General features: G+C 71.5%; 28 protein-coding genes. 24 read left to right on the forward strand and 4 right to left on the reverse strand.

Features of this window, described 5'->3' with window-relative positions; genetic code table 11:
* Positions 1-50 precede the first annotated feature (50 nt).
* Complete coding sequence (locus tag AA0Y20_RS04385; RefSeq protein ID WP_412937692.1) at positions 51-1,484, forward strand: M23 family metallopeptidase; 1,434 nt, start codon at positions 51-53, stop codon at positions 1,482-1,484.
* A 79-nt stretch (positions 1,485-1,563) separates the two neighbouring features.
* On the opposite strand, the gene AA0Y20_RS04390 is transcribed toward AA0Y20_RS04385, so the two are convergent.
* Positions 1,564-2,097, reverse strand: a complete 534-nt coding sequence (locus tag AA0Y20_RS04390; protein ID WP_120263697.1) for an inorganic diphosphatase — start codon at positions 2,095-2,097, stop codon at positions 1,564-1,566.
* A 306-nt stretch (positions 2,098-2,403) separates the two neighbouring features.
* Here AA0Y20_RS04390 and tilS point away from each other — a divergent pair, with 306 nt between their 5' ends.
* The 21 genes from tilS to AA0Y20_RS04495 all read left to right on the forward strand — a co-directional run bounded on the left by tilS (position 2,404) and on the right by AA0Y20_RS04495 (position 20,630).
* Positions 2,404-3,405: a tRNA lysidine(34) synthetase TilS gene (tilS, locus tag AA0Y20_RS04395; protein ID WP_412937693.1), complete on the forward strand. Its 1,002-nt coding sequence runs from the start codon at positions 2,404-2,406 to the stop codon at positions 3,403-3,405.
* A 9-nt stretch (positions 3,406-3,414) separates the two neighbouring features.
* Entirely contained in the window at positions 3,415-3,966 is a 552-nt protein-coding gene (hpt, locus tag AA0Y20_RS04400; protein WP_023952935.1) for a hypoxanthine phosphoribosyltransferase, read from the forward strand.
* Positions 3,967-4,050: 84 nt separating this feature from the next.
* Positions 4,051-6,066 carry an ATP-dependent zinc metalloprotease FtsH gene (gene ftsH / locus AA0Y20_RS04405; RefSeq protein WP_412937694.1) on the forward strand — a complete coding sequence of 672 codons (2,016 nt, stop codon included), beginning with the start codon at positions 4,051-4,053 and terminating at the stop codon, positions 6,064-6,066.
* A gap of 9 nt (positions 6,067-6,075) precedes the next feature.
* Positions 6,076-6,666: a GTP cyclohydrolase I gene (folE, locus tag AA0Y20_RS04410; protein WP_412937695.1), complete on the forward strand. Its 591-nt coding sequence runs from the start codon at positions 6,076-6,078 to the stop codon at positions 6,664-6,666.
* Positions 6,663-7,505 (forward strand): dihydropteroate synthase, encoded by an 843-nt coding sequence (folP, locus tag AA0Y20_RS04415; RefSeq protein ID WP_412937696.1) that lies wholly within the window; start codon positions 6,663-6,665, stop codon positions 7,503-7,505. The genes folE and folP overlap by 4 nt, the downstream gene beginning before the upstream one ends.
* Complete coding sequence (gene folB, locus AA0Y20_RS04420) at positions 7,502-7,870, forward strand: dihydroneopterin aldolase (protein WP_412937697.1); 369 nt, start codon at positions 7,502-7,504, stop codon at positions 7,868-7,870. The genes folP and folB overlap by 4 nt, the downstream gene beginning before the upstream one ends.
* Positions 7,867-8,415, forward strand: coding sequence for a 2-amino-4-hydroxy-6-hydroxymethyldihydropteridine diphosphokinase (gene folK / locus AA0Y20_RS04425; protein WP_412937698.1), 549 nt, complete (start codon positions 7,867-7,869; stop codon positions 8,413-8,415). Before folB ends, folK begins: the two co-directional genes overlap by 4 nt.
* On the forward strand, positions 8,412-8,900 hold the full coding sequence (locus AA0Y20_RS04430) for a DUF3180 family protein (RefSeq protein WP_412937699.1): 489 nt from the start codon (positions 8,412-8,414) through the stop codon (positions 8,898-8,900). Before folK ends, AA0Y20_RS04430 begins: the two co-directional genes overlap by 4 nt.
* The gene (locus AA0Y20_RS04435) at positions 8,848-9,456 is read left to right on the forward strand and encodes a PH domain-containing protein (protein WP_412937700.1); all 609 of its coding nucleotides are present in this window, start codon (positions 8,848-8,850) and stop codon (positions 9,454-9,456) included. Before AA0Y20_RS04430 ends, AA0Y20_RS04435 begins: the two co-directional genes overlap by 53 nt.
* Positions 9,453-11,252: a PH domain-containing protein gene (locus AA0Y20_RS04440; RefSeq protein ID WP_412937701.1), complete on the forward strand. Its 1,800-nt coding sequence runs from the start codon at positions 9,453-9,455 to the stop codon at positions 11,250-11,252. Before AA0Y20_RS04435 ends, AA0Y20_RS04440 begins: the two co-directional genes overlap by 4 nt.
* Positions 11,249-11,953 carry a DUF2520 domain-containing protein gene (locus AA0Y20_RS04445; RefSeq protein ID WP_412937703.1) on the forward strand — a complete coding sequence of 235 codons (705 nt, stop codon included), beginning with the start codon at positions 11,249-11,251 and terminating at the stop codon, positions 11,951-11,953. The genes AA0Y20_RS04440 and AA0Y20_RS04445 overlap by 4 nt, the downstream gene beginning before the upstream one ends.
* Complete coding sequence (locus AA0Y20_RS04450) at positions 11,950-12,588, forward strand: formylglycine-generating enzyme family protein (RefSeq protein WP_412937704.1); 639 nt, start codon at positions 11,950-11,952, stop codon at positions 12,586-12,588. Before AA0Y20_RS04445 ends, AA0Y20_RS04450 begins: the two co-directional genes overlap by 4 nt.
* A gap of 180 nt (positions 12,589-12,768) precedes the next feature.
* On the forward strand, positions 12,769-14,286 hold the full coding sequence (gene lysS, locus AA0Y20_RS04455; RefSeq protein ID WP_412937705.1) for a lysine--tRNA ligase: 1,518 nt from the start codon (positions 12,769-12,771) through the stop codon (positions 14,284-14,286).
* Positions 14,287-14,382: 96 nt separating this feature from the next.
* On the forward strand, positions 14,383-15,555 hold the full coding sequence (locus AA0Y20_RS04460) for a DUF4192 family protein (RefSeq protein ID WP_412937706.1): 1,173 nt from the start codon (positions 14,383-14,385) through the stop codon (positions 15,553-15,555).
* Between the two features lie 5 nt (positions 15,556-15,560).
* Positions 15,561-15,752 carry a hypothetical protein gene (locus AA0Y20_RS04465; RefSeq protein ID WP_269266992.1) on the forward strand — a complete coding sequence of 64 codons (192 nt, stop codon included), beginning with the start codon at positions 15,561-15,563 and terminating at the stop codon, positions 15,750-15,752.
* A gap of 65 nt (positions 15,753-15,817) precedes the next feature.
* On the forward strand, positions 15,818-17,287 hold the full coding sequence (cls, locus tag AA0Y20_RS04470; RefSeq protein WP_412939702.1) for a cardiolipin synthase: 1,470 nt from the start codon (positions 15,818-15,820) through the stop codon (positions 17,285-17,287).
* 49 nt (positions 17,288-17,336) lie between these two features.
* Entirely contained in the window at positions 17,337-18,074 is a 738-nt protein-coding gene (locus AA0Y20_RS04475) for a hypothetical protein (RefSeq protein ID WP_412937707.1), read from the forward strand.
* 172 nt (positions 18,075-18,246) lie between these two features.
* Positions 18,247-18,885: a SipW-dependent-type signal peptide-containing protein gene (locus tag AA0Y20_RS04480; protein ID WP_412937708.1), complete on the forward strand. Its 639-nt coding sequence runs from the start codon at positions 18,247-18,249 to the stop codon at positions 18,883-18,885.
* A gap of 8 nt (positions 18,886-18,893) precedes the next feature.
* Positions 18,894-19,535: a SipW-dependent-type signal peptide-containing protein gene (locus tag AA0Y20_RS04485; protein ID WP_412937709.1), complete on the forward strand. Its 642-nt coding sequence runs from the start codon at positions 18,894-18,896 to the stop codon at positions 19,533-19,535.
* A 7-nt stretch (positions 19,536-19,542) separates the two neighbouring features.
* The gene (locus AA0Y20_RS04490; RefSeq protein WP_412937710.1) at positions 19,543-20,163 is read left to right on the forward strand and encodes a S26 family signal peptidase; all 621 of its coding nucleotides are present in this window, start codon (positions 19,543-19,545) and stop codon (positions 20,161-20,163) included.
* Positions 20,160-20,630 (forward strand): hypothetical protein, encoded by a 471-nt coding sequence (locus tag AA0Y20_RS04495; RefSeq protein WP_412937711.1) that lies wholly within the window; start codon positions 20,160-20,162, stop codon positions 20,628-20,630. The genes AA0Y20_RS04490 and AA0Y20_RS04495 overlap by 4 nt, the downstream gene beginning before the upstream one ends.
* A gap of 21 nt (positions 20,631-20,651) precedes the next feature.
* Here AA0Y20_RS04495 and AA0Y20_RS04500 read toward each other — a convergent pair whose 3' ends face one another.
* From AA0Y20_RS04500 to AA0Y20_RS04510, 3 genes are read right to left on the reverse strand one after another with little or no spacing between them, the layout of a single operon-like run.
* Entirely contained in the window at positions 20,652-22,019 is a 1,368-nt protein-coding gene (locus AA0Y20_RS04500) for a pyridoxal phosphate-dependent decarboxylase family protein (RefSeq protein WP_412937712.1), read from the reverse strand.
* A gap of 60 nt (positions 22,020-22,079) precedes the next feature.
* Positions 22,080-23,801, reverse strand: coding sequence for an amidase (locus AA0Y20_RS04505; protein ID WP_412937713.1), 1,722 nt, complete (start codon positions 23,799-23,801; stop codon positions 22,080-22,082).
* Positions 23,798-24,928: an agmatine deiminase family protein gene (locus AA0Y20_RS04510; protein WP_412937714.1), complete on the reverse strand. Its 1,131-nt coding sequence runs from the start codon at positions 24,926-24,928 to the stop codon at positions 23,798-23,800. Before AA0Y20_RS04510 ends, AA0Y20_RS04505 begins: the two co-directional genes overlap by 4 nt.
* 64 nt (positions 24,929-24,992) lie before the next feature.
* Here AA0Y20_RS04510 and AA0Y20_RS04515 point away from each other — a divergent pair, with 64 nt between their 5' ends.
* Both AA0Y20_RS04515 and AA0Y20_RS04520 read left to right on the forward strand, forming a co-directional pair.
* Complete coding sequence (locus tag AA0Y20_RS04515; RefSeq protein WP_412937715.1) at positions 24,993-25,619, forward strand: TetR/AcrR family transcriptional regulator; 627 nt, start codon at positions 24,993-24,995, stop codon at positions 25,617-25,619.
* Positions 25,620-25,716: 97 nt separating this feature from the next.
* Entirely contained in the window at positions 25,717-26,385 is a 669-nt protein-coding gene (locus AA0Y20_RS04520) for a ThuA domain-containing protein (RefSeq protein ID WP_412937716.1), read from the forward strand.
* Positions 26,386-26,391 lie beyond the last annotated feature (6 nt).

Raw genomic sequence — 26,391 nt, forward strand, 5'->3', positions numbered from 1 at the left:
GTGTTGCTACTGTGAACGAAGTTGCTCACGCGATATGGAGGATCACCCGCGTGCGATACGAGAGCCTCGACTCCCCGGAAGACTGCGGTTGCGCCCCGACGCCCGCAGAGAGCAAGAAGCTCTCCCAGCTGATCTCGCGCCGCGGCGCCCTCGGCCTCGGCGCCGTCGGCTTCGTCGCAGCGACGGCGTTCCTCGCCCCCGGCATCCCCTCCGCCTTCGGTATCGAGGGCTATCCGTCGTGGGACGACGTGCAGCGCGCCAAGGGCAACGAAGCGGCGAAGGCGGCCGAGATCTCGCGTATCGAGAAGCTGATCGCCGACCTCACCGCCGACGTCGCGTATAAGCAGGCCGAGGCCGAACGCCTGGGAGCCGAGTACGCCAAGGCGCAGGCCGACTTCGAGGATGCCGCGTACCGAGCCACCTCGCTCCAGGAGCAGGCAGACGCGCAGTCGGCCGCGGCACTCGAGGCCGCTCGTCGAGCGGGAAAGCTCGCGGCCCAGCTCTATCGCAACGGTGGAGACGACACGAGCCTCAAACTCTTCTTCTCTGACTCCGCAGCGAGCGCCGATGACCTGCTCGCCCGACTCGGCACGATGGACAAGCTGCTGCAGGCGAACCGCGGCGTCTACACGGATGCCGTCACCGCCCGCGAGACCGCCCAGAGCCTGAGCGATCAAGCCGGTGTGGCGCGTGACGAGCGCGACCGCCTGCAGAAGGAGGCCGAGCAGAAGCTCGCTGCCGCTCAGGAAGCCGCCGCCGTCGCGCAGGCCGCTCTCGAGGAGCAGACCGCCAACATGGCGACCCTGCAGGCTCAGCTCGCGGCGCTCAAGGACGAGACGGCGGCCACGGTCGCCGGCTACCAGGCGGGTGTCGAGGAAGAGCGACGCCGCGAAGAGGCCCGCAAGCAGCGCGAGCGCGAAGAAGCAGCCCGCCGTGCCGCCGAGGAGGAGCGTCGCCGTCAGGAAGCTGCAGCCAACGCCGGCAACAGCGGCGGTGGCGGTGGTGGCGGCGGCGGTGGCGGCGGTAACAGCGGCGGTGGCGGGGGCGGCGGCGCCGGTCAGGTCCAGCCCTCCGGATGGGTCCGCCCCGGCCCCGGCTACATCAGCTCGTGGTTCGGCAACCGCGGCACGATCTGCTCGAACGGATACTGCACCACGGGCCACCGCGGCATCGATTTCGCCGGCGGTTGCGGCGCGCCGATCTACGCGGCAGCATCCGGGACGGTCGTCCACGCCTCCTACACCGGCGACTGGGGCAACTACATCAAGATCGACCACGGCGGTGGCATCATCTCGGGCTACGCGCACATCCAGAACGGCGGCTACAACGTCGGATACGGACAGCGCGTCTCAGCCGGACAGGTCATCGCATACGCCGGCAACACCGGCATCTCGCAGGGATGCCACCTGCACTTCGAGATCTACCAGGGCGGCGTCCGCATCGACCCGGCGCCCTTCCTGCGCAACCGCGGCATCTCGGTCTGAGCCTCAGCGCTCACGAGCCCGAACGACGCAGGAGGGGCGGATGCCGCAGCATCCGCCCCTCCTTTCGGTCGTCTGAGACTCAGAGCGAGTTGGGGGCTTCGCCCTCACCCTGCGTCTTCGTCTGGCCCTCGTGCTCCTCGAAGCGCTCGAACGCCTCGGAGACGAGACGCTCGGCCTCGGCCGCTCCGGCCCACTCGTCGACCTTGACCCACTTGTTGGGCTCGAGGTCCTTGTAGTGCTCGAAGAAGTGGCCGATCTCGTTCTTGGTCCAGTCGTCGATGTCGCCGACATCCTGGATGTGCGCCCAGCGCGGGTCCTTCGCGAGCACGGCCACGACCTTGTCGTCGCCGCCGGCCTCGTCGCTCATCTTCAGCACGGCGACGGGGCGGACCTTCGCGAGGACGCCGGGGTAGATGTCGCGGTCGAGCAGCACGAGCACGTCGAGCGGGTCGCCGTCTTCGCCGAGGGTGTTCTCGAAGAAGCCGTAGTTGCTGGGGTACCCCATCGGCGTGAACAGCACGCGGTCGAGGAAGACCCGGCCGGTGCCGTGGTCGACTTCGTACTTCACGCGGCTGCCGCGGGGGATCTCGATGACGGCGTCGTACGCGCCCATACGTGTGCTCCTTCGATATGACGGTGGGATGCCGCCGTCCAGCCTACTTGCGCCGCCCGCCGTGCCGTATACAGGCTGAACCCGGGTTCTGAGTCTGACGCCGAGCTGCCAGGGAACCCCAGCCTGTCGACGGTGCGAGCCCCGTCGTATGGCGGGCGGGGTTGGCCGGTGCGCCTCCCCGCGTCGTGCTGTGCCGTCAGCAGGCTCAGCCCGGTGTTCGGGCTGCCGATGCGGTCGCAACGCGAGCTAAGCCTGTCGACGGCACGGGCCGCCGCCGGGCGGCGCGAGCCCGGATACCGTAGGGGCGTGCCGTCGCTCAGCCCTGCCATCGCCGAGGTCCGTCGCGCCGTGCGCGCGTCACTGTCCGCGCTGCCCGCCGGCAGCACGGTGATCGTCGCACTCTCGGGCGGGCCCGACTCGCTGGCCCTGGCCGCGGCGACGGCTTTCGAGGCTCCGAAGCTCGGCCTGCGCGCCGCCTCGGTGACGGTCGACCACGGACTGCAGCCCGGCTCCGACGAGGTCGCGCTCGCCGCCGCCCGCGCCGCTGCGGGCCTCGGGCTCGATCCGCTCGTCGTGCGCGTCGAGGTCGGCACGACGGGTGGCCCCGAAGCCGCGGCCCGCGACGCGCGATACGGAGTGCTGCGGGATGCCGCGCGCGACGCGGGCGCCGCCGCCGTGATGCTCGGCCACACGCTCGACGACCAGGCCGAGACGGTGCTGCTCGGGCTCGCTCGAGGTTCCGGAGCGACGAGCCTCGCGGGCATGGCCCCCGACCGCACCGACGACGATTCGGGCGTGCGCTGGCTTCGCCCGATGCTGACGGTGCGCCGAGAGACCACCGTCGCCGCTTGCGCCGCGGCCGGGCTCGATCCCTGGCTCGACCCGCACAATCGCGACGACCGCTTCAGCCGGGTGCGGGTCCGCGAGCGCGTGCTGCCACTCCTCGAGGCCGAGCTCGGCCCGGGCGTGGCCGAGGCGCTCGCGCGTACCGCCGAGCAGTTGCGCGAGGACGCGCAGGCCTTCGACGACATGATCGCCGAGACGATCGAAGACATCGTCGAGCCGGCGGAGGCGGGCATCGCCATCTCGGTCGCGGCGCTCGCGGCGAACCCGCCGGCGCTGCGGCATCGCATCATCCGTCACGTCGTGCAGAGCGAGTTCCACGAGAGCCTGACACGCAGCCAGACGCTCGAGGTCGCCCGGCTCGTCACCGACTTCTCCGGCCAGGGGCCGATCGACCTTCCCGGATGCCGCGCCCGCCGCGTCGGCCGACTCGTCGAGTTCTCGGCGGGCGGGACCGGCGCCTAAACTCGTCGCATGCGTGCTGCCGAGATCGCCGACCAGCTCACCGACGTCCTCGTCACGGAGGAGGAGATCCAGGCCAAGCTCGCCGAGCTCGCCGCCCGGGTCGAGGCCGACTACGAGGGCAAGGAGCTGATCCTCGTCGGCGTCCTCAAGGGCGCGGTGATGGTCATGGCCGACTTCGCCCGCGCGCTCAAGCGCGACATCACGATGGACTGGATGGCGGTGTCGTCGTACGGCGCGAGCACGAAGTCGAGCGGTGTCGTCCAGATCCGGAAGGACCTCGACGCCGACCTGCACGGAAAGCACGTCCTGATCGTCGAGGACATCATCGACTCGGGCCTCACCCTCAGCTGGCTGCTCGAGAACTTCCAGTCGCGCGGCGCCGAGTCGCTCGAGGTGCTCGCCCTCCTGCGCAAGCCCGAGGCCGCGAAGGTCGAGATCGACTGCCGTTACGTCGGCTTCGACATCCCGAACGACTTCGTCGTGGGCTACGGCCTCGACTACGCGGAGAAGTACCGCAACCTGCGGGATGTCGCGATCCTCGCGCCCCACGTCTACAGCTGAACCCGCTTCGCGTGGCGGCTCCCGGTACGCCCAAAACGAACGCACAGAGCCCGCATAGTCGGCGCGGGGTAGCCTGATCGCACCATGGACGTCAAGAAAGTCACGCGCAACCCGCTGATGTACGTGTTGCTCATCGGCGCGCTGCTGCTGATCGGCTTCATGCTGATCTCCAGCCTCACCGGCGCGAAGCAGATCACGACCCAGCAGGGCTTCGAGCTGCTCAAGGGCGACACCGTCACGAAGGTGCAGACCACGGACGGCGATCAGCGCGTCGATCTGACGCTCTCCGACGACTTCGAGGGCTCGACGCAGGTGCAGTTCTACTACACCTCCGCACGTGCCGACGAGGTCGTGGCGGCCGTCGACGCGGCGAACCCCGCCGACGGGTACAACGACGTCGTGCCGCGGGCCACGTGGTTCGACGGCTTCCTCTCGCTCATGCTGCCGCTGGTGCTGCTGGGCCTGCTCTTCTGGTTCCTGATGTCGAGCGCGCAGGGCGGCGGAAGCCGTGTCATGCAGTTCGGCAAGTCGAAGGCGAAGCTCGTCACGAAGGAGACCCCGACGGTCACCTTCGGCGACGTGGCGGGTTCCGACGAGGCCATCGAGGAGATGCAGGAGATCAAGGACTTCCTGAAGGATCCGACGAAGTTCCAGGCCGTCGGCGCCCGCATCCCGAAGGGCGTGCTGCTGTACGGCCCTCCCGGAACCGGTAAGACCCTCCTGGCGCGTGCCGTCGCGGGCGAGGCCGGCGTGCCGTTCTACTCGATCTCGGGTTCGGACTTCGTGGAGATGTTCGTCGGCGTCGGCGCGAGCCGTGTGCGCGACCTCTTCAAGGAGGCGAAGGAGAACTCTCCCGCCATCATCTTCATCGACGAGATCGACGCCGTCGGCCGTCACCGCGGCGCCGGCATGGGCGGCGGTCACGACGAGCGCGAGCAGACGCTGAACCAGATGCTCGTCGAGATGGACGGCTTCGACCCGAAGGTGTCGGTGCTCGTCATCGCGGCGACCAACCGTCCCGACATCCTCGACCCGGCGCTGCTGCGCCCGGGCCGCTTCGACCGCCAGATCGGCGTCGACGCCCCCGACCTGAAGGGCCGGCAGAAGATCCTCGAGGTGCACGGGCGAGGCAAGCCGCTCTCGCCCTCGGTCGACCTCGCCGTCATCGCCCGCAAGACCCCGGGCTTCACCGGTGCCGACCTGGCGAACGTGCTGAACGAGGCCGCGCTGTTGACCGCGCGCTCGAACGCGCAGCTGATCGACATGCGCGCCCTTGACGAGGCGATCGACCGTGTCATCGCCGGTCCGCAGCGTCGTACGCGCGTCATGAAGGACAAGGAGAAGCTCATCACGGCGTACCACGAGGGCGGCCACGCTCTCGCCGCCGCGGCGATGAACCACTCCGACCCGGTCACGAAGGTCACGATCCTCCCGCGCGGCAAGGCGCTCGGCTACACGATGGTGCTGCCGCTCGAGGACAAGTACTCCGTGACGCGCAACGAGCTCCAGGACCAGCTCACCTACGCGATGGGCGGACGCGTCGCCGAGGAGGTCGTGTTCCACGACCCCACGACGGGTGCCTCCAACGACATCGAGAAGGCGACGGGCATCGCCCGCAAGATGGTGACCGAGTACGGGATGACGACCGAGGTCGGCCCCGTGAAGCTCGGGTCGTCGTCGGGCGAAGTGTTCATGGGACGCGACATGGGCCACGGACGCGACTTCTCGGAGCGCATCGCCGAGCGCGTCGACGCCGAGGTGCGGCTGCTGATCGAGCAGGCTCACAACGAGGCGTACGAGGTCATCAACGCGAACCGTGACGTGCTCGACAAGCTCGCGCTCGCCCTCCTCGAGGAGGAGACCCTCGACCACCTGCAGCTCGCCGAGATCTTCAAGGACATCAAGAAGCTCCCGCCGCGCCCGCAGTGGCTCTCGAGCCAGGACCGTCCGGTGTCGACTCTGCCCCCGATCGACGTTCCCAAGCGTCGCGAGGAGGCCGGGCTCGCGGCATCCACCGTCGCCGATGCGGAGGCCGAGGCGGCCGCCGAGCGTGCTCCGCACCGTCGCCCCTCGGGGCAGGCGCGACCCGCGACCGCGTAGGCTCGGGGCGTGGCCGTCGATCGCGAACGCGTCGCCGCCCTCGTGCGCGACCTGCTCGAGGCGATCGGGGAGGACCCCGACCGTCCCGGGCTGAAGCAGACCCCGCAGCGGGTCGCCGACGCGTACGCCGAGTTCTTCTCGGGGGTCGGCGCGGACGCCGCGGAACCGCTCGCGCACACGATCTCGGTGGCTCGCGGGCCGGCGCCCGACACGTTGCCGTCGGGCGCCGTCATGGTGCGCGGCATCCGGTTCCGCTCGTTCTGCGAGCACCACCTGCTGCCCTTCGCCGGGCACGCGCACATCGCTTACCTGCCGGGTGAGCAGGTGGTCGGGCTCGGCGCGCTGCCGCGTGTGGTCGACACGCTCGCGGCGCGACCGCAGGTGCAGGAGCGCCTGGGCGAGCAGATCGCCGACACGATCGCCGGCGCGCTCGACGCGCGCGGCGTGCTGGTCGTGCTGGATGCCGCCCACGAATGCGTCACGATGCGCGGCGGACGCCAGACGGACGCCTCGACCGTGACGGTCGCCGCCCGCGGCGTCTACACCGAGCCCGCCGACCGGGCCGAGCTGATCGCGTTGATCTCGGGCGGTGCCCCGTGACGCTGATCATGGGCATCCTCAACATCACGCCCGATTCGTTCAGCGACGGCGGTCGGTACCTCGACCTCGACGTCGCGATCGGTCACGCCGAGGCCCTGCGCCGCGCCGGCGCGCACATCGTCGATGTCGGCGGCGAGTCGACCCGTCCGGGCGCGGAGCGCGTCGACCCCGATGTCGAGCGCGGACGCGTCGTCCCGGTGATCGAGGCACTCGCGGCGCGAGGCGTCGTGGTGAGCGTGGACACCATGAACGCCGCCACCGCCTCGGCCGCGGTCGCGGCGGGAGCCCGGATCGTCAACGACGTCTCGGGCGGGCTCGCTGATCCCGATATGTTCGCCGCGGTCGCGGCATCCGATGCGGATGTCGCCATCGGGCACTGGCGCGGGCACTCGACCGACATGTATGCGACTGCGCGGTACGACGACGTCGTCGGCGAAGTGGTCGCCGAACTCCAGGAGCGCGTGAGCGCGGCGGCCGCGGCCGGAATCGCCCCCTCGCGCATCGTGCTCGACCCGGGCATCGGCTTCGGCAAGCGCGGCGACCAGAACTGGGCGGTGCTGAACCGCCTCGACCGCATCGTCGGGCTCGGCAAGCGGGTGCTCGTCGGCACGAGCCGCAAAGGCTTCCTGCGCGAGGCGATCGGAGACACCCCGTTCGGCGCTGACGCCGGCGCCGGCAGCCCTGCAGCGGGCGAACCCGACCTCGCCCGGCGCGACCTCGCGACCGCCGTCACGAGCGTGCTGGCGGCCGACGCGGGAGCGTGGGGCGTGCGCGTGCACGATGTCGCAACGACCCGCGACGCCCTCACGGTGCGCTCGCGGTGGCGGGAGGCCTCATGAGCGATCGCATCACGCTGCGCGGCATCCGGGCCGTGGGGTACCACGGCGTCTACGAGCACGAACGACGCGAGGGGCAGGAGTTCGTCGCCGACGTCGAGCTCGAACTGTCGCTGGCCGACGCCGCCGCGAGCGATGACGTCACCGACACGGTGCACTACGGCGAGCTGGCCGAGCGGGTCGCCGCGATCCTCTCGGGCGACCCGGCGAACCTCGTCGAGACCGTCGCCGATCGCATCGCGCGAGCGGCGCTCGCCTTCGATCGCGTGGATGCCGTCGCCGTGACCGTGCACAAGCCGCAGGCGCCCATCGCGATGCCCTTCGGCGACGTCAGCGTGACCCTCATCCGACGACGGGAGAACCGATGAGCCGCCGCCTCGCCCAGGAATCGCCCGAGCCCCGTCCCGCCGACACCGCACCCGCGCGACGAGCCGTCATCGCGATCGGTGCGAACCTCGGCGACCGGGCCGAGACGGTCGATCAGGCGATCGCCGAGCTCGACCGGCTGCCGCTGACGCGGGTCGTGCGCGCCGCCGACCCGATCGAGACGGTCGCGATCACCCTCGACGGCCCGGATGCCGCCGCCCCGGCCTATCTCAACACCGTCGCCCTCGTCGACACGCGGCTCGCCCCCAGCGTGCTCCTCGGCTACCTGCATGCGATCGAGGAGCGGCACGGCCGAGCCCCGCGCTCGGCCGACCAGGCCCGGTGGCAGGATCGGACGCTCGACCTCGACCTCATCGCTCACGGTGACGTCGTCTGCGAGACCCCGACGCTCGTGCTGCCGCATCCGCGCGCGCACGAGCGCGACTTCGTGCTGCGGCCGTGGCTGGCCGTCGACGCCGACGCCGTGCTTCCCGGACGGGGGCGCGTCGACGCGCTGCTGACTGCTCTGCCCGGGAGCACGCCGTGAGACGGACGTCGCCCGCGACCCTCGTCGTCTCGGCGGTGCTCGGCATCGCCGCGGGCTTCGTCATCGACCAGGTGCTCACCGGCGCGGGGCGTGCGACCTTCACGCCGTCGATCATGCTGCCCGTGCTGTTCGTGCTGCTGGGTGTCTCGGTCATCGCCCTCGCCCTGCCGATCCGTCGCGCGACGCGCGGACAGGCTCCGCGGGTCGACCCGTTCCGAGCGGTTCGCGTCGCGATGCTGGCGAAAGCCTCGAGCATCGTCGGAGCGCTCGTCGGCGGCGTCGGCGTCGGCCTCCTGCTTTTCCTCCTCACACGGCCCGTCCCGCCGTCAGTAGGCTCATCGGGAGCGGTCGTCGCCGCGATCGTCGGAGCCGTGCTGCTCGTGGCGGCCGGCGTGATCGCAGAACAGCTCTGCACCATTCGGAAGGACGACGATGACGACCAGCCCGGACCACCCGAGCCCGACGCCACTCCCTCCCACCACTGACGCCGCGGAGCCGGGCGCGATCGGTGCGACCCTCGACGCCGGAACCTACGACCGCATCCGCGAGCCGCGCGGCGCCGGACGTCTCGCCCTCGAGCAGGGCGTGTGGCACCAGATCTCGCGCAAGTACCTCGCCGTACAGCTGATCAGCAACGGTTTCATCCTGGCGATCATCGTCGCGGTGATGCTCGTGCTGTTCCTGGTGGCCGAGCAGTCGTGGGCGCTCATCCCCGGCGTCATCCTGATCGTGCTGACCCTGGCAGGCATGGCGATCCTGCCGCGCCAGGTGCGCTCGATCGGCTACCAGCTCCGCGAGGACGACCTCGTCTTCCGCCGCGGCATCCTGTGGCAGCGCATGGTGGCGGTGCCGTACGGCCGGATGCAGCTCGTCGACATCACGCACGGGCCGCTCGACCGCGGCTTCGGCATCGCGCAGCTGAAGTTCGTCACCGCCGCCGCAGCGACGGGGGTTGTGATCCCGGGCCTCACGCAGCAGGCCGCCGAAGCCCTGCGCGATCACCTGATGTCGGTGGCCGAATCGCGGCGGACCGGGCTGTGACCGATCCCGTTCCGACTCCGCCTCCGGCCGACGCGGGCGTCTCCGCCCCGCCCGCCGCTCTCGTCCGATCGCCCCTGAGCGACGGCGAGTGGCACCGGCTGCACCCGCTCACACCGCTGCTGCGCGGCGGCCTGGCGCTGCTCGTGGTGCTCGGCATCGTCGTCGCGAACATGCGCGACCGGCTGATCAGCATCTTCGTGCCGGCCTTCGCTCCCGACGCTCCCATCGACGAGTGGGAGGAGTACGAGGCCGCCGGCGACCCGATCGGGTGGGTGCTGGCGAACAACCTCCTCCTCATCGCGCTGCTCATCACCGCCGGTGTGCTCGCCGTCATCATCGGAGCGTTCTACCTCTCGTGGCGTTTCCACACCTTCCGCATCACCGACGACGACGTCGAGGTGCGCAGCGGCATCCTCTCGCGCACGCAACGGCGTGCACCGCTCGACCGGGTGCAGGGCGTCAACCTCACCCGTCCGGCGGTCGCGCGACTTCTGGGCGCGGCGAAGCTCGAGATCGTCGGCGCGGGCGCTGACGCGAACGTCAAGCTCGAGTACCTCTCGACCGGCAATGCCGAGACGATCCGCGCCGATATCCTGCGGCTGGCCTCGGGGCAGCGCCTCGCCGAACAGCGCGCGGCCGCGGCGGCCGCCGGCGGAGGACGCGTCGCCGTCGCCGACACCGTCGCCCGCGGCATCACCGGCCTCATCGAGGGTGACGACGCGGATGCCGCGGAGCCCGAGTCCGTCGTGCGCATCCCGCCCGGGCGGCTCATCGGCTCGCAGCTCGCCAGCTGGGGCACGGTCGTGATCCTGGCGGGCGCGACGGCCCTCGCGATCGCCTTGTCGCAGGGTGTGTTCTGGGTGCTCTTCGCCTACTTCCCGGCGCTGCTCGGCTTCGGCGCATACTGGGTGCGCACGATCGTGAAGTCCTTGCGGTACTCCATCGCGCCGACCCGCGACGGCGTCCGCGTGACGTTCGGCCTGCTCACGACCGTGTCGGAGATCCTGCCCCCCGGACGCATCCACGCGGTCGAGGTCACGCAGTCGATCCTCTGGCGCGGGTTCGGGTGGTGGACGGTCCGGATCAACCGCATGACCGGCCGCAGCGCGTCCGATACGACGACCGACCAGTTCACGACCGTCCTGCCCGTCGGCACGCTCGGCGACGTCGAGCGGGTGCTCGCCCTCATCCTGCCGTCGGTGGGCGAGGAGGCGCGCTCCGCGATCGTCCGCGACGGCGTGCTCGGGGGATCGTCCGCCGGGGGATACGTCACGACGCCTCGGCGGGCCCGCATCCTGCGCCTGCTGTCGTGGCGGCGGAACGGCCTCGCCATCACGGGCGACCTGCTCATGCTGCGGCGTGGCTTGATCTGGCGCATGCTCGCGGTGGTGCCGCTCGCCCGGCTGCAGTCGGTCGCGCTGCACCAGGGGCCGATCGCCCGTCGTCTGCGCGTCGCGACCCTGCGGGCGCACACCGTCGCCGGACCCGTCCTCACCTCGGTCGCGGCGATCGACCGCGACGACGCGATCGCGTCATTCGACCGGGTCGCCCGGCTGGCCGTCTCGGCTGCCGCGTCGGACCGCTCGCACCGCTGGGCCGAGCTGACGGATGACGCGCAGCCCGCGCTTCTCGCCCCAAGCCTCGAGACGCGGCCGCCGGCGGGGACGGCGGTGCCGTTGCCGCCCCCGCCGGGCGCGGTTCCCCCGGGCGTGACGGAGCTGCCGCCGGGTGCGGTTCCGCCGCCGCCGTACGTGCCGCCGGGTACGGGCGAAACGTCGTCGGAGGACGGGCGATGACCGCGAGCTCGCGCCTCGGCGTCGGCATCATCGGAGCCGGCCGGGTCGGACCCGTGATCGGTGCCGCACTCGCGGGCGCCGGTCACGCGCTGACGGGCGTCACCGCGGGATCCGACCGCGAGCGCGTCGACGCGGTGATCCCCGGGGTTCCCGTGCTCGACGCCGACGAGGTCGTGCGTCGCAGCGAGCTCGTCGTCATCGCGGTGCCTCACGACGAGCTGGGTCCGCTGGTCAGCGGTCTCGCCGAGCTCGGCGCGTGGCAGGTCGGACAGCTCGTGCTGCACACCGACCCCGGCCACGGCCTCGACGTGCTCGCACCGGCCGCCTCGCGGGGAGCCATCCCGCTCGCCGTCCACCCGGCCATCGCCTTCACGGGATCGACGCTCGACCTGCGTCAGCTCACTGGCGCCTACGCCGCCGTGACCGCGCCGGCCGCCGTCCTGCCGATCGGGCAGGCGCTCGCCGTCGAGCTGGGCTGCGAGCCCGTCGTCGTCGCCGACGCCGACCGGCCGGCCTACGGCGAGGCGATCGCGACGGCGACGCAGTTCGCCGCGTCGATCGTGCAGCAGTCGGCATCCCTGCTCGAGGATGCCGGCGTCCCCGCCCCGGGCCGCTTCCTCTCGACCCTCGTGCACTCGACCGTCGAGCGTGCGCTGACCGCTGCGGGTCGGGGCGCGACCCCCGACGACGAACTGCTGTGAGCGACGTCGAGCTCGCCCGCATCCCCGCGGGTCACCTGCCGGTCGCGGGCGCTGCCCGGGGACCGCGGGTCGAGTCCTTCGAGATCGGCGTGTATCCCGTGACCGAGGAGCAGCTCGGCGAGGTGCTCGGGGTGACGGCCGTGCACCCGCGGCGGCCGGCCGTGGAGCTGTCGTGGCTGCGGGCGGTGCGGTTCTGCAACGCGCTGTCGGAGTGGGAGGGGCTCGACACGGCCTACGCGGTCGACGGCGATGAGGTGCGCTGGTACGACGACTCCGACGGCTACCGACTGCCGACCGAGCTCGAGTGGGAGTACGCCTGTCGCGCCGGTTCGCGGGCCGCGCAGTACGGACCGCTCGCCGAGATCGCCTGGACCGCCGCCGACAACCTCTCGTCGCCGCAGCACGTGGGCGGACGGCATCCCAACCTCTTCGGTCTGTTCGACATGCTCGGCAACGTCTCGGAGTGGTGCTGGGATCTGTTCGCGCCCGACACGGGTTCGCGCGATCGCGTGTTCCGCGGTGGCGGGTTCGCCGACGCCGCGACGTCCGTGCGGGCGGGAACGCGCCGCGGGGCCCGCCCCGACAGCGCGCACGACGACATCGGGCTGCGGGTCGCTCGCGGGCCCGTCGCATAGCAGGCCGGATCGGCGCCGCCGGCCGCTCGCCGGGTGCACATTCGTCGGACCGGCGGTGCTGGAGTGACGCCACCGCGCCGACGAGGCGACACCAGCACCAGCGGTCCGACGGGTGTATCGCCAAGCAGCCGCGGCGCGCTCGGTAGACTGGCCTGTCGAATCCCGAGGAGTTCTTCTGCCATGAGCGACGCGCCCGTGCCCCCCGCCGACGACGCCGACGACGTCATCGAACAGAAGGCCGTGCGCCTCGCCAAGCGCGAGCGGCTGCTGAGCGAGCGAGAGGATGCCGCGGGCGGCGCCTATCCCGTCGCCGTGGCCGTCACCGACACCATCCCCGCGCTGCGCGAGCGCTACGCCGATCTCGAGGCCGGCGCCGAGACCGGGGTCGTCGCATCGGTCGCGGGGCGCGTCGTGTTCAGCCGCAACACCGGCAAGCTGTGCTTCGCATCGCTGCAGGCCGGCGACGGCAGCCGTGTCCAGGCGATGGTCTCGCTCGCCGAGGTCGGCGACGAGTCGCTGCAGGCGTGGAAGGAGCTCGTCGACCTGGGCGACCACGTCTCGGTCACGGGCCAGGTCATCTCCAGCCGCCGCGGTGAGCTGTCGATCATGGTGACCACGTGGCAGATCGCGTCGAAGGCGCTGCTGCCGCTGCCGAACCTGCACTCGGAGCTGAGCGAGGAGAGCCGCGTGCGCTCGCGCTTCCTCGATCTCATCGTGCGCGACACGGCCCGTGAGACGGTCGTCGCGCGGGCGAAGGTCAACGCTTCGCTCCGCCGCACGTTCGACGAGCACGGCTTCCTCGAGGTAGAGACCCCGATGCTGCAGGTGCAGCACGGCGGCGCGGCCGCGCGGCCGTTCATCACGCACTCGAACGCTTTCGACACCGAGCTGTTCCTGCGCATCGCGCCCGAGCTGTTCCTCAAGCGGGCGGTCGTGGGCGGAATCGACCGGGTCTTCGAGATCAACCGCAACTTTCGCAACGAGGGCGCCGACTCGACCCACAGCCCCGAGTTCGCGATGCTCGAGGCGTATCAGGCGTACAGCGACTACAACGGCATCGCCGATCTGACGCAGGAGCTCATCCAGAACGCGGCCATCGCCGTCGCGGGATCGACGACCGTCACGTGGGCCGACGGCACCGAGTTCGACCTCGGCGGCGAGTGGGACCGCATCTCGATGTACGACTCCCTCTCGGCCGCCGCGGGGCGTGCGATCACCCCCGCCACCTCGCTCGACGAGCTCCAGGCTCTCGCGGCCGAGGTCGGCGTCGTCGTGCCCGAGAAGGTCGCCACCCACGGCAAGCTCGTCGAAGAGCTCTGGGAACACTTCGTCAAGGGCGGTCTCGAGCGCCCGACGTTCGTCATGGACTTCCCCGTCGACACATCGCCGCTCGTCCGCGAGCACCGCACGATCGCGGGCGTCGTGGAGAAGTGGGACCTGTACGTCCGCGGCTTCGAGCTGGCGACCGGCTATTCCGAGCTGGTCGATCCCGTCATCCAGCGCGAGCGCTTCGTCGAGCAGGCGAAGCTCGCCGCCCGCGGCGACGACGAGGCGATGCGCGTCGACGAGGAGTTCCTGCGTGCCCTCGAGCACGGGATGCCGCCCACCGGTGGCATGGGCATGGGGATCGACCGCCTGCTGATGGCGATCACGGGCCTCGGCATCCGCGAGACGATCCTCTTCCCGCTCGTCAAGTAACCGTCGATTCCTGCGAAGGAGGAGCGGTCGGCGCGGTTTCCACATCCTCCTCCGGACCGTCTCCGCAGCGGTGCGCCCGCCGCCAGCCTGGTCTGCATGACCACGACTGTTCGCGCAGCGGATGCCGCGCACTTCCTCTCCCTCGTCCCTCATCTGCTCGGGTTCGCGCCCAGCCGGAGTCTCGTCGTCGTGCCGTTCGCCGGGTCACGCAGTCTCGGTGCGATGCGTGTCGATCTGCCGACCGGCGCGCTCGGCGACCTCGACAGCGCCGCCGCGACGATCGTCGGAATGGTGTGCCGCATTCCGGATGCCGACGCGCTGACGGCGATCGCGTACACGGCGGAGTCCGCGGCCGAGGGGCTTCCCGGCGTGCCCGTCCTGGCGGCCGTCAGTCGCGCGGCCGACGTCTGCGGTGTGCGGGTCGTCGACCTGCTCGCCGTCGCGGCCGACGGCTGGGGTTCGCATCTCGACGCCGCGTGCCCGGCGGGCGGGAGGTCGCTCGCCGAGATCGAGCGCGCCGCCGCGGATCACGGCGATCCGGTGCCCGGCCCCGCGATCGATCGCGATCACGAGTCAGGAGCCGAGCTCCCGCGACGCAGCGCCGCGGAACGCCGCGTCGTGGGCGGAGCGCTCCGCTCGCTCGAGACGGCGCTCACGGTGGTGTGCGGCATTCCGCGGGTGGGTGGCGGCCGGCGCCCGTCACGCGCAGCGAAGCCGGGCGGCGACGGGAACGTGGATCCGGCTGCCCTCGAGGCCGCGTGCGAGCTCGACGATCCGCCGCGGTTGTTCGAACGGGTCCTCGACGGCGATCCCGCCGAGCTCGAGCCGCTCGCCGTCGCTCTGCTGGTGTGGTGCCTGTCGCGTCCCTCGCTGCGCGATGTCGCCCTCGTGCAGTGGGCTACGGACGCGGGTCGCGGCGACGACGCCCTCGATGCGCAGCGTCGGTGGGAGGAGGGCGAGGAGTATCCCGAGCGGCTCGGTCGCATCATGTGGGGCGACGGTGACAGGCCCGACCCTGAGCGACTGCTCGCAGCACTCGCGGTGGTGCGCGAGGTCGCCGCGCTCGCTCCGCGCCGGTTACGGCCCGGGCCGCTCGCGCTGTGCGCCTGGCTCGCCTGGGCACTGGGGCGATCCACGCATGCGGCGTCGTATGCCGAGCGCGCCCTGGAGATCGATCCCGATCACGGGCTCGCCGAGATCCTGCTGTCGTTCGCGCAGATCGGCCACCTGCCCGACTGGGCCTTTCATCAGCGGGGACACGTACGATAGGGGGCATGGACGAATACGTGAGCGCGGTCATCTGGTCGCTGCTGCCGACCCTGGTGGTCTCGGTGCTCTTCGTCTTCGTCCTCCGCGGCATCCTGCGCATGGATCGCACCGAGCGCCGGGCGTACGCGAAGATCGAGGCGGAGGAGCGTGCGGCCCGCGGGCTCGCCGCGCCGACGCCCGATAGCTCGACCCCCTGACCCCGTGGGATGAGCGGTCTGGCCCGATACGCTGATTCCGAGGAGATCGGAGGGGCGGCGTGACGATCGAGTTCACCGCGTTCGAGTTCCCCGGTTGGTGGCTCGTCCTGGTCTTCATCGCCGACCTCATCATCCGCATCACGGCGATCATCGTCGTGCCCCGCAACCGGCGTCCCACCGCCGCGATGGCGTGGCTGCTCGCGATCTACTTCATCCCGTTCGTCGGCGTGCTGCTCTTCCTGCTCATCGGCAACCCGCGCCTTCCGCGCAAGCGGCGCCGGATGCAGCGGGAGATCAACCAGTACATCCGTGAGACCAGCGAGGGGCTCGACTTCGGCACCCTGCGTCCCGACGCGCCGGCGTGGTTCACGTCGGTCGTCACGCTCAACCGCAACCTCGGCGCGATGCCGCTCGCGGGCGACAACGGCGCCGAGATCATCTCCGACTACGAGGAGAGCATCCGTCGGATGGCGGAGGAGGTCCGCAAGGCCGAACGGTACGTGCACGTCGAGTTCTACATCCTCCAGTCCGACAAGACGACCGAGGTGTTCTTCGCCGCGCTCGAAGAGGTCGCCGCCCGCGGGGTGACCGTGCGGGTGCTTCTGGACTACTGGGCCAACCGCGGCAAGCCGTTCTATCGCGACACGGTCAAACGCCTCACGGCCATGGGGGCGGACTGGCACCACATGCTCCCGGTGCAGCCGCTGCGCGGGAAGTATCAGCGTCCCGATCTCCGCAACCACCGCAAGCTCATCGTCGTGGACGGCACGGTGGCGTTCACCGGGTCGCAGAACATGACCGACTCGACCTACAACCTGAAGAAGAACATCAAGCGCGGTCTGCACTGGGTCGATCTGATGGTGCGGGTGCAGGGGCCCGTGGTGGCGAGCATCGACGCGGTGTTCCTCTCGGACTGGTACAGCGAGACCGGATCGGCGCCTTCGGAGGACGTCGGCCTGTTCGAGCTCGAGAGCGGGCCGGGCGACCTGGACTGCCAGATCGTCCCGTCCGGACCTGGCTTCGAGTTCCAGAACAACCTCAAGCTCTTCACCGCCCTTCTGTTCGCCGCTCAGAAGCGCGTGATCATCGTCAGTCCGTACTTCGTGCCCGACGAAGGGCTGCTGCTGGCGGTGCAGACGGCCTGCCAGCGGGGCCTGCAGGTCGAGCTGTTCGTCTCGGAAGAAGGCGATCAGGCGATGGTCTACCACGCCCAGCGCAGCTACTACGAGGCGCTGCTGCGAGCGGGCGTGAAGATCTGGATGTACCGCAAGCCGTACATCCTGCACACGAAGAGCCTGACGATCGACGACGACGTCGCCATCATCGGATCGAGCAACATGGACATGAGGTCGTTCGGTCTGAACCTCGAGATCTCTATGCTCGTGCGGGGCGAGGAGTTCATCGCCCAGCTGCGTGCGGTCGAGGACCAGTACCGGTCGCTCTCCCGCGAGCTGACCCTCGAGGAGTGGATGAAGCAGCCCCTCCGATCGACGGTGCTCGACAACCTCGCGCGCTTGACCTCTGCCCTGCAGTGAGACGATGCGCGGTGACGCGACACTCTCGGGATGACGGAAGGATGAGACCATGACGACGACACGCACGACCGCAGCATCCGCTCTGCTGCTCCTGGCGGCACTCGCCCTCGCCGGCTGCGCCACGACCCCCGGCGGGGCCACTCCGGAGAGCACCGGTTCCGGCGGGGCGGATGCCGGTTCGTCGGCGCCGGCGCAGGACGCCGACGTCGAGGCCGCGTGGCTCGACGGCGGGCGGTCCGTCGGCCTCGTGACCTACGGCAGCTCGTCGTGTCAGCCCGTCGTCGGAGAGGTGTCGGCCTCGGGACAGACGGTCACGGTCGAGCTCAACGACCCCGAGGGCGCGGCGTGCACGCGCGACTACGTGCCGCGGGCGTCGTACGTCGGACTGCCGGTGGGCATCGACCCCGCGCAGGACGTCGAGATCATCGTGACCGGCGGGTACACCGGCGACGCCGATCTCGACGGGGTCGCGGGCCTCGAGGGTCCGACGGGCGCGGTGAACGACGAGATGCTGCCGAGCGCCGGCTGGTTCGACGACGCGGGCCTCGTCCTGCTCACATGGGGCTCGTCGAGCTGCCCGCCGGTGTTCGAGACCGTCGCCATCGACGAGGGCGGCGCCGTGCGCGCGACCGAGGCCGCGGCAGCCGCCGACCAGGTCTGCACGATGGACTACGCGCCCCGGCTGAGCGTGCTCGCGGTCGAGGGCGTCTCGGACGACGCGCGGCCGGGCGAGATCGTGCTCGTCTCCTCCGCGGGTGACGAGCAGCGCATCGCCGTCATCGGGTGAGGTCGGCGCCTCGCGCGGTTTCTCGGTAGTGCGTCAGGCTGACTACTGAGGGACCGCTGGGGCGGAATCCCCGCGTACCGGGTTCCGTCCCCGACGCTCTCGCGCGCGTCTGCCCCGCGGCTACAGTCCTCAGGACCTGAACCGTCCGCGTCGCGTCCGAGGAGCCTCACCGATGACATCCGCACCCGCACGAACCGAACGATCCCGGACGGACGGACCCGCCGAGCCGCACCGCCGCCGCCGGATGGCGCTGGCGCTCGCAGCGGGCGGCCTGGTCCTCGGCGTCGGCGCGATCGTCACCCTCGCCGTCTGGAACGACTCGGAGTTCGCCACGGGCACATTCGGGGCGGGCTCGTTCGACCTGCAGGGCAGCACCGACGGCGCAGCGTTCACGAGTGACGCCGCCGCACCCGGCAAGACCCTGACCTTCACGCTCGACGCCGACACCCTCGCCCCCGACGACGTGGTCTACGCGCCGTTCGCCGTGCAGCTCTCCGACACCTCGACGAACGAGGCCGCGGTCACGATCGAGAACGTCATCGGTGGGACCATCGGCGATGACCTCACCTATTCGCTGTTCATCGAGGACGACTTCGGCGCGACGTGCTCTGCGGCCACGCCGCCGGCGGGTGCCGAGGTGGTCGCGGACCGTGCCGCCGACGCGACGGGAACCGTCGACGTATTCGACCTCACCGCAGCCGGGGAGCCCGTCAGCCTCTGCTTCGTCGTGACAGCCGGAGCGATCGGGCAGGGCGAGGCCGGAACGATCACGTGGGAGTTCGCGGGCACCTCGGGCGACACGTTGCCCTGAGTCCGCGGATGCAGACGAGACGCGATGTGCGGCGCCGGTGGCGGCGTCGACGCCTCCTGGCGGTGCTCGCGGCGGGGACCGTGCTGGGGGTCGGCACGGCATCGACCATCGCGGCCTGGACCGACAGCGAGGTGGCGACGGGCTCCTTCGTCGCGAGCGTCTTCGACACGCAGTCGCAGACGGCCGGGTCGCCGACCTACGCGAGCCACGCGACGTCCCCGAACGCGGCGACCCTCACGTTCTCCGGCGGGGCCCTCTCGCCGGGTGCGCTCGCCCAGGCCTGGATCAACGTGCGCACAACGCCGGCCTCGACGGTCGGGGGCACGATCTCGCTGACGTCCGCGTCGGCGACCGGCGGGCTGGCCTCGGCCCTCGAGTACCGCGCGGTGCGGCTGAGCGCCGCCGTTCCCACGGCGACGTGCAACGCGGCCGCCTTCACGTCGGGCACACCGGTCTTCGTGGCGGGCGGTGCGACGACCTACATCCCGGTCACCACCGTTCCGGGCAGCGCCGTCGCGAACCCGATCGACGCAGCGGGAGCCCAGCTCGGCTTCTGCGTCGAGGTGCGCATCCAGCCGGGTGCCGCGAACTCCTTCCAGGGAACATCCGGAACGGTCACGTGGACCTTCACCGGAACATCGGCGAGTTGAGCCCGGCATGACGTCGCCGACCGTGCCGATGCCGACGCAGCCGTCGACCCGTGCCGAGGCCCGGGATGCGCGGGCCGACGCCCCGCGGCGCGGGCGTCTCGCGCGCATCGGTGACGCGATGCTCGTGCTGGCTGCGGCAGCAGGAGCGATCTGCATCGTGCTGGCCATCGCGGCGGCCGTGTTCGACGTGCGGGTGACGCTCTTCAGCACGGGCTCGATGTCGCCGACGATCCCGGCCGGGGCGGCCGCGGTGGCTCGCGGCATCCCGGCATCCGAGGTCCGCGTCGGTGACGTCGTGACCGTCGACCGGGCGGGCAAGCTGCCGATCACCCACCGGGTGACGAGCGTCGCCCCTGCCCCGGGCGGCGCTCTCGATGCGCGGCGGATCACGATGCGCGGCGACGCTAACGCGGTCGAGGACCCCTTCCCCTACGACGTGGAACGCGTTCGCATCGTCGTGTTCTCCATTCCGGGGGTCGCGCCACTGATCGCCGCCGGCGCGACGCCGCCCGTCATGGTCGCGGTGACCCTGGCGGCGACGGTGCTCGTCGTGGCGGTCTTCTGGCCGCGGCGACGTCGGAGAGGGCCTCGACGGCGACGGGCAGCTCCGTCGAGGAGGACGTCGTGAGGCCGCGCCCGCATCGTGCCCGTGGCCGATCCGCCGCCGCCGCCCTCGTGCTCGCCGGGTGCATCGCCGCGGGTCTGTCCGCGCCGATCGCGACCGATGCGGCGTGGGTCGATGCCGAGGTCGCCTCGTCGGGAACTTTCTCCGCTGTGACGGTGACCTCGCCCGGCGCGGTGCGGTGCGTGCAGTCCGGGCTCCTGGTTCCTGCGATCGTCGGGTGGAACGCCGCGCCGGCGGGAGGCAACCTCACCGGGTACCGGTGGACGCTCGTCGGGGCGGCGAACCGATCCGGAACCCTGCCCGCCACGGCCACCTCAGTGTCGCTCGCGCCCAGTCTCGTCGAGCTCGGCTCGTCGGTCTTCACCCTGTATGCCGTCGGCCCCGGCGGGTGGGAGCGTGCCGCCACGAACACCGCGACGATCGGCTTCGTCTCCGTCGCGCTCGGGCTCACCTCGTCCTGCGCGGCGTGAGGCCGAGCGCCGCCGTGCCTGTCAGGCCATCGTGTCGAGGATGCCGGTGAGGTCGTCGTACGTCGTCCGCGGGTTGAGGATCGCGAACCGGGCGTTCGTCCGCCCCGCGTGACTGCTCGGGGTGACGAAGGCGTGCTGGCGCTCGAGCAGGTCCGACGACCAGCGCGCGTAGTCGGCACGCTCCCAGCCGACCCGCTCGAAGACGACGACGCCGAGCTGCGGGCGGCGCACCAGCGTCAGCTCCGGGCGGCGTTCGATCTCGGCGGCGATGCGCTCGGCGAGCTCGATCGAGCGGGTGATGGCGTCGCGGTACACGTCGGTGCCGTAGGTCGCGAGCGAGAACCACAGGGGAAGGCCGCGCGGTCGACGCGTGAGGTGCACGGCGTAGTCGGAGGGGCTCCAGTCGGAGGTCTCGGTGAGGGTGTCGAGGTACTCGGCGTGCTGGGTATGCGCTCGCCGTCCCAGCTCGGGATCGCGGTAGATCAGCGCGCACGCGTCGAACGGGGCGAACAGCCACTTGTGCGGGTCGACGATGACCGAGTCGGCGTTCTCCACGCCGGCGAACCGATGGCGTGCGACGGGGGAGAGCATCGCGGCGAGACCGTACGCGCCGTCGACATGCAGCCACACCCCGTGCTCGCGCGTCACGGCCGACACCGACGCGATGTCGTCGACGATGCCGAAGTTGGTCGACCCGGCGGTCGCGACGACGGCGAACACGCTCTCGCCGTGCTCCGCGAGCGCGGCGCGCACAGCTTCTCCTCGAAGCACACCGTCGTCCGCGACGGGCACCGCCACGACCTCGACATCCATGACCCGCGCGGCCGACGCGATCGACGAGTGGGCCTCCGCGCTGCACACGACGCGCCACCGGTCGGGACGGATGCCGCGCGCGCGGGCGGTCTCGCGAGCGGCGACGAGCGCCGAGAGGTTGCCCAGCGTGCCGCCCTGCACGAACACGCCGCCGGCGCCCGCGGGAAGCCCGAACTCGTCGGCGAGCCAGCGCAGCACCTCGTTCTCGGCGTGCACCGCTCCGGCGCCCTCGAGCCACGACCCGCCGTAGAGCGCGCTCGCCGAGACCACGAGGTCGAACGCGGCGGCGGCCTTCGACGGCGCGCTTGGGATGAAAGAGAGGTAGCGGGGGTCGTCGGTCGAGATGCACGACGGGGCGAGGATGTGCTCGAAGACGCCGATCGCCTTGCGGGCGCCGATGCCCTCGGCCTCGATCGTGCGTCCGGCGAGCCGGCGCAGCTCGGACGGCGGCAGGGGCTTGTCGAGCGGGGTGTCTTCGGCGAGGAGCCGGCCGCGCGAGTACTCCAGCACGAGATCGACGATCGCCCGTGTCTCATCGGTGACATCGTGCATGCGGGCGGGGAAGCGCTCGGTCATGGGGTCCTCCTTGCGTCGAGGGTAGTTCTGTCGGGGCGGGCCGGGGCCGGGAGGAGCGGTTCAGGAGAGCGGCGGGGTGCGCGGTGGCGCGACCCGGCGCGGAGCGAGCGCCTCGACGGCGGCGCCGAGGCGCAGCAACGCGCTGTCGTCGTACGCGCGTCCGGCGATCGTCAGGCCCACCGGCATCCCGATGTCGGGCAGGAGCCCCATCGGAACCGTCACGGTCGGGATACCGAGGTGGCGGATGGCGAGGTTCCCGTTGGCGATCCAGGTGCCGTTGCGCCAGCCGAGGTCGGCCGAGGCGGGGTTCACGTCCATGTCGGCGGGAGCGACGTCGGCGACAGCGGGGAAGACGACGGCGTCGAGGCCGGCGGCATCCATCCACTCCTCGAGGTCGATGCGTCGGGTGTCCTCGAGACCGCGGAGCCCGCCCTCGAGGTGCGGGATGTCGATGAGCTCGACGTCCGGGTGGGTGCGGACCCACTCGGGGTACTCGGCGATGTCGTCGTCGAAGCCGTCGTAGCGGTCGGGCAGGGCGCCGTCGGGATGCGGGAAGATCCGCGCGCCGTCGATGCCCGCGAGGCCGGGGAAGGCGGGGTCGCCGTTGGCGCGGAGGAAGTCGTCCCATGCCCATGCCGACAGGTCGGTGATCTCGCGGCGCAGGTACGCGGGACTCACCCGTCCGTTCGTCGCGATGGACCCCGCGCCCGGGCGGTCGTTCTCGTAGCGCGACACGACGGGGAAGTCGGTCTCGACGACCTCGGCTCCGGCGGCTTCGAGATCGTCGCGGAGTGCGCGCCACAGCGCGATCACGCCCGGCCGTGTCTGGATGCGCCGCCCCGTGGGCCCGCCGATACCGGGATCGGTCGCGGTGCCGGCATCCCCGTCGGCGCCGATGTACATCCGCGGGATGCCGATGCGCTGGCGGGCCAGGACGGCGCGGGCGTCGACGGGGTCCGCGACCGCGAGGTCGCGGTAGCTCGGCGGCCGGACGGTCGAGGCCGCCGGGAGCTCGACCCAGGGCTGCATGCGCCAGAAGTCGCCGCGGCTGTCGGGATCATCGGCGACGACGACATCGAGCACGGCCAGCAGATCGGCCATCGTGCGGGTGTGCGGCACGACGACATCCATCGTCGGGACGAGCGGCCAGTTGCCGCGCACCGAGATCACGCCACGCGAGGGCGTGTACGCGCAGAGGGCGTTGTACGAGGCCGGGCCGCGCCCGCTCGACCAGGTCTCCTCGCCGAGACCGAACGCGGCGAAGCTCGCGGCGGTGGCGGTGCCCGATCCGTTCGATGACCCCGAAGCGAACGGGGCGGTCAGCCGATCGGGGTTGTAGGGGCTCTCGGCGCGCCCGTACAGACCGCGCTGCATGCCGCCGTTGGCCATCGGGGGCATGTTGGTCAGCCCGAGGCAGATGGCCCCGGCATCCCGCAGTCGTTCGATCGTGAAGGCGTCGCGCTGCGCGACGAGGTCCGCGAACGCGGGGCTTCCCGCGGCGGCGGTGAGGCCGCGGACCAGGTAGCTGTTCTTCGCCGTGTACGGGATGCCGTCGAGCGGGCCCCGGCTCTCGCCGCGGGCGCGACGCTCGTCCGACGCCTGCGCCTCGGCGAGGGCGTCGGGATTGCGCACGACGACCGCGTTCAGAGCCGTGGCGGTGTCGGCGCCGTCGTAGGCGTCGATGCGGGCGAGGTAGGCCTCGACGAGCTCGACCGCGGTGGTCTCGCCGCTCGTGAGCGCCGCCCCGAGCTCGGCGATGGAGGCCTCCCAGACCTCGGTCACCGGTCGGTCTCTGTTCTGCTCACCGTCGACTCGCCAGAGAGTGCGGATCCCGAGGGGGCGGCATCCGCAATTCGTGGCGAGTCGACGGGGGGTTGCGCGGGCAGGGCGGGCTGCTGCTGCGTGATGCAGTGGATGCCGCCGCCGCGGGCGAACAGGGGACGGGCATCGACCGTCACGACCCGGCGGCCGGGGTAGGCGTCGGAGAGGATGCCGCGGGCGCGGTCGTCGGCCACAGGATCACCGAACCCGCACGCGATGACCCCGCCGTTGACGACGAGGTGATTGACGTAGCTGAAGTCGACGAAGCCCTCGTCGTCGCGCAGCTGCGCCGGACCGGGCAGGTCGATGATCTCGAGGCGCCGGCCCGCGGCATCCGTCGCGGTCTCGAGAGCGGCACGGATCTCGGGCATGACCGCGTGGTCGGGATGCGCGGGGTCGGGCTGAGCGTGCAGCAGCACCCGGCCGGGCGCCGCGAACGTCGCGACGATGTCGACGTGGCCGTTCGTGCCGAACTCGTCGTAGTCGCGCGTGAGTCCCCGCGGCAGCCAGATGGCGGTGCCGGTGCCGAGCGTGCGGAGCAGCTCGGCCTCGACGCGCGCCCGGTCCGCGAAGGGGTTGCGGCGCGGATCGAGCTGGACGGTCTCGGTCACCAGCACGGTGCCGTCGCCGTCGACGTGGATGCCGCCGCCCTCGTTGACGAGCATCGAGCTGACCAGGTCGGCTCCGACGTGGGCTGCGACGGTACGGGCGTGCTGGGCTGAGAGCCGCCAGTCCGCCCAGTCGGGGGCGCCCCATCCGTTGAAGATCCAGTCGACCGCGCCGAGGACGCCGGGTCGGTCGTCGTCGACGACGAAGGTCGGGCCGTGGTCGCGCATCCAGAACTCGTCGACCGGCGTCTCGTGCTGCTCGATCCCGCTGCCGAGGAGGTTGCGCGCCCGCGCGGTCTCGGTCGGATCGACCAGCATCGTGACCGGCTCGAACTCGGCGACGGCGTGGGCGACGGCGGTCCACGCTGCGTACCCCTCCGCGCGGTCGGCGTCGGTCTCACCCAGGGTGAACCCGACGCGCGGGAACGCCATCCAGGTGCGCTCGTGCGGCGCGGACTCGGCCGGCATCCTCCAGGGCATCGCGGTCCTCCGAGGTCTAGTTGATCAGTTGATCAATTTCTCGGAAGCGTACAGACTGGCGGGCATGGCGTCAAAGGAATCCCCGGGGCGAGCGCGGCTGAGCGGAGAGCAGCGGCGTGCGCAGATCGCCACCGCCGCCGAGCGCATCGCCCGCGAGCAGGGCCTGAGTGCGGTCACCCTGCGGGCCGTCGCGGCCGCCGTCGGTGTCGGACCGGCCCTGGTCGCCCACCACGCACCCAGCATGGACGACGTCGTCGCCGCGGCGTTCGACACGATCGTCGCCGCCGAGCTGACGGACCTCGAGCACCTGCGGACGGGCGATCCCGACGCCGTCGTGCTCGTCCGCGAACTTCTGCACACGCTCCTCGACGGCACCCGCTCCGACGTGACGCTCGTGTGGGTGCAGTCGTGGGCCCTCGGTCGCCGCAACGAAGCGCTCGCCGAGCGGGTGCGGGCACAGATGGACGCGTGGACGGCCTTCCTCGAGGGCATCATCCGCGACGGCGTCCGCGCGGGGGCGTTCCGCGTCGACGATGCCGCTGCCGTCGCGGCCCAGGTGCTCGGGATGATCGACGGGCTCAATGCGCACGCACTGGTGTCGTGGCGCGACGCCGACTCCCGCATCCGCCTGATGTCGACGGCCGTCGAGGCTCTGCTCGGGCTCCGGGCGGGAGAGCTCGGCTCCGTCTGACCGCGATCGCTGTCACAGGCGACGGCGATTCTCAACCCGTCGGCGCGGGTGCCGGGCGACCCCTACGGTGGGAGCACGCGAGCGAGGGAGCGCAGCCATGGCACATCGAGCACTCGTCCTGACCGGATCGGGACGGTACGCCGACCCGTGGCATCCGTTCGCCGAGGTGGGCGCGCAGGTCGCCGACATCCTCCGCCACCGGGATTGGGATGTCGCCGTGTCGGACGACGTCGACCAGGGCATGGCGAACCTCGATGGCTACGACCTCGTCGCGGTTTGCGCAGGCGATCCCTGGCGCGGTGGCAGCAGCCTGACGCGGGGCGCGCCGCCGTCGTCGGTGGCGGGATTCGCCGCAGCCCTCGAACGCGGCATCGGCGTGCTCGCCGTGCATTCCGCGGTCTCGTCGCTGCGCGACTATCCCGAATGGGCGCCCGCGCTGGGTGCGATCTGGCTGCCGGAGCTCTCGTTCCACCCCGAGGCGGGCGAGATGACGGTCCAGGTCGAACCGGATGCCGTGCCCGTCGAGGTGCCCACCACCTTCCACACGCACGACGAGCGCTACTGCGCGCTGCAGCGGCTCGGGCATCGGACCGTCGTCGCGTGGCACGAAGGCGACGGCGCGAAAGAGGCGGCGGCGTGGGTGCGCGAGTACGGCGGCGGCCGCATCGCGGTCGATGTCCTCGGGCACGACGCACGCGCCTTCGAGGCCTCCGGGCACCGGACGCTCGTCGCGGCCCTCGCGGCTTGGGCGGTCGCGGGCCGCTGATCGGGT

Origin of the sequence: Microbacterium pratiae (genome assembly GCF_047302165.1) — a bacterium.
Lineage (GTDB): Bacteria > Actinomycetota > Actinomycetes > Actinomycetales > Microbacteriaceae > Microbacterium.

What these genes read in the sequence shown, in the direction of transcription:
- AA0Y20_RS04475 (WP_412937707.1), top strand. Translation starts at nt 17,337, where the DNA reads ATGACGACGACACGCACGACCGCAGCATCCGCTCTGCTGCTCCTGGCG.
- AA0Y20_RS04390 (WP_120263697.1), bottom strand. Translation starts at nt 2,097, where the DNA reads ATGGGCGCGTACGACGCCGTCATCGAGATCCCCCGCGGCAGCCGCGTG.
- AA0Y20_RS04520 (WP_412937716.1), top strand. Translation starts at nt 25,717, where the DNA reads ATGGCACATCGAGCACTCGTCCTGACCGGATCGGGACGGTACGCCGAC.
- folB (WP_412937697.1), top strand. Translation starts at nt 7,502, where the DNA reads ATGAGCGATCGCATCACGCTGCGCGGCATCCGGGCCGTGGGGTACCAC.
- AA0Y20_RS04465 (WP_269266992.1), top strand. Translation starts at nt 15,561, where the DNA reads ATGGACGAATACGTGAGCGCGGTCATCTGGTCGCTGCTGCCGACCCTG.
- AA0Y20_RS04480 (WP_412937708.1), top strand. Translation starts at nt 18,247, where the DNA reads ATGACATCCGCACCCGCACGAACCGAACGATCCCGGACGGACGGACCC.
- AA0Y20_RS04435 (WP_412937700.1), top strand. Translation starts at nt 8,848, where the DNA reads ATGACGACCAGCCCGGACCACCCGAGCCCGACGCCACTCCCTCCCACC.
- AA0Y20_RS04515 (WP_412937715.1), top strand. Translation starts at nt 24,993, where the DNA reads ATGGCGTCAAAGGAATCCCCGGGGCGAGCGCGGCTGAGCGGAGAGCAG.
- AA0Y20_RS04485 (WP_412937709.1), top strand. Translation starts at nt 18,894, where the DNA reads ATGCAGACGAGACGCGATGTGCGGCGCCGGTGGCGGCGTCGACGCCTC.
- AA0Y20_RS04445 (WP_412937703.1), top strand. Translation starts at nt 11,249, where the DNA reads ATGACCGCGAGCTCGCGCCTCGGCGTCGGCATCATCGGAGCCGGCCGG.
- AA0Y20_RS04490 (WP_412937710.1), top strand. Translation starts at nt 19,543, where the DNA reads ATGACGTCGCCGACCGTGCCGATGCCGACGCAGCCGTCGACCCGTGCC.
- lysS (WP_412937705.1), top strand. Translation starts at nt 12,769, where the DNA reads ATGAGCGACGCGCCCGTGCCCCCCGCCGACGACGCCGACGACGTCATC.
- AA0Y20_RS04460 (WP_412937706.1), top strand. Translation starts at nt 14,383, where the DNA reads ATGACCACGACTGTTCGCGCAGCGGATGCCGCGCACTTCCTCTCCCTC.
- hpt (WP_023952935.1), top strand. Translation starts at nt 3,415, where the DNA reads ATGCGTGCTGCCGAGATCGCCGACCAGCTCACCGACGTCCTCGTCACG.
- AA0Y20_RS04510 (WP_412937714.1), bottom strand. Translation starts at nt 24,928, where the DNA reads ATGCCCTGGAGGATGCCGGCCGAGTCCGCGCCGCACGAGCGCACCTGG.
- AA0Y20_RS04500 (WP_412937712.1), bottom strand. Translation starts at nt 22,019, where the DNA reads ATGACCGAGCGCTTCCCCGCCCGCATGCACGATGTCACCGATGAGACA.
- folK (WP_412937698.1), top strand. Translation starts at nt 7,867, where the DNA reads ATGAGCCGCCGCCTCGCCCAGGAATCGCCCGAGCCCCGTCCCGCCGAC.
- ftsH (WP_412937694.1), top strand. Translation starts at nt 4,051, where the DNA reads ATGGACGTCAAGAAAGTCACGCGCAACCCGCTGATGTACGTGTTGCTC.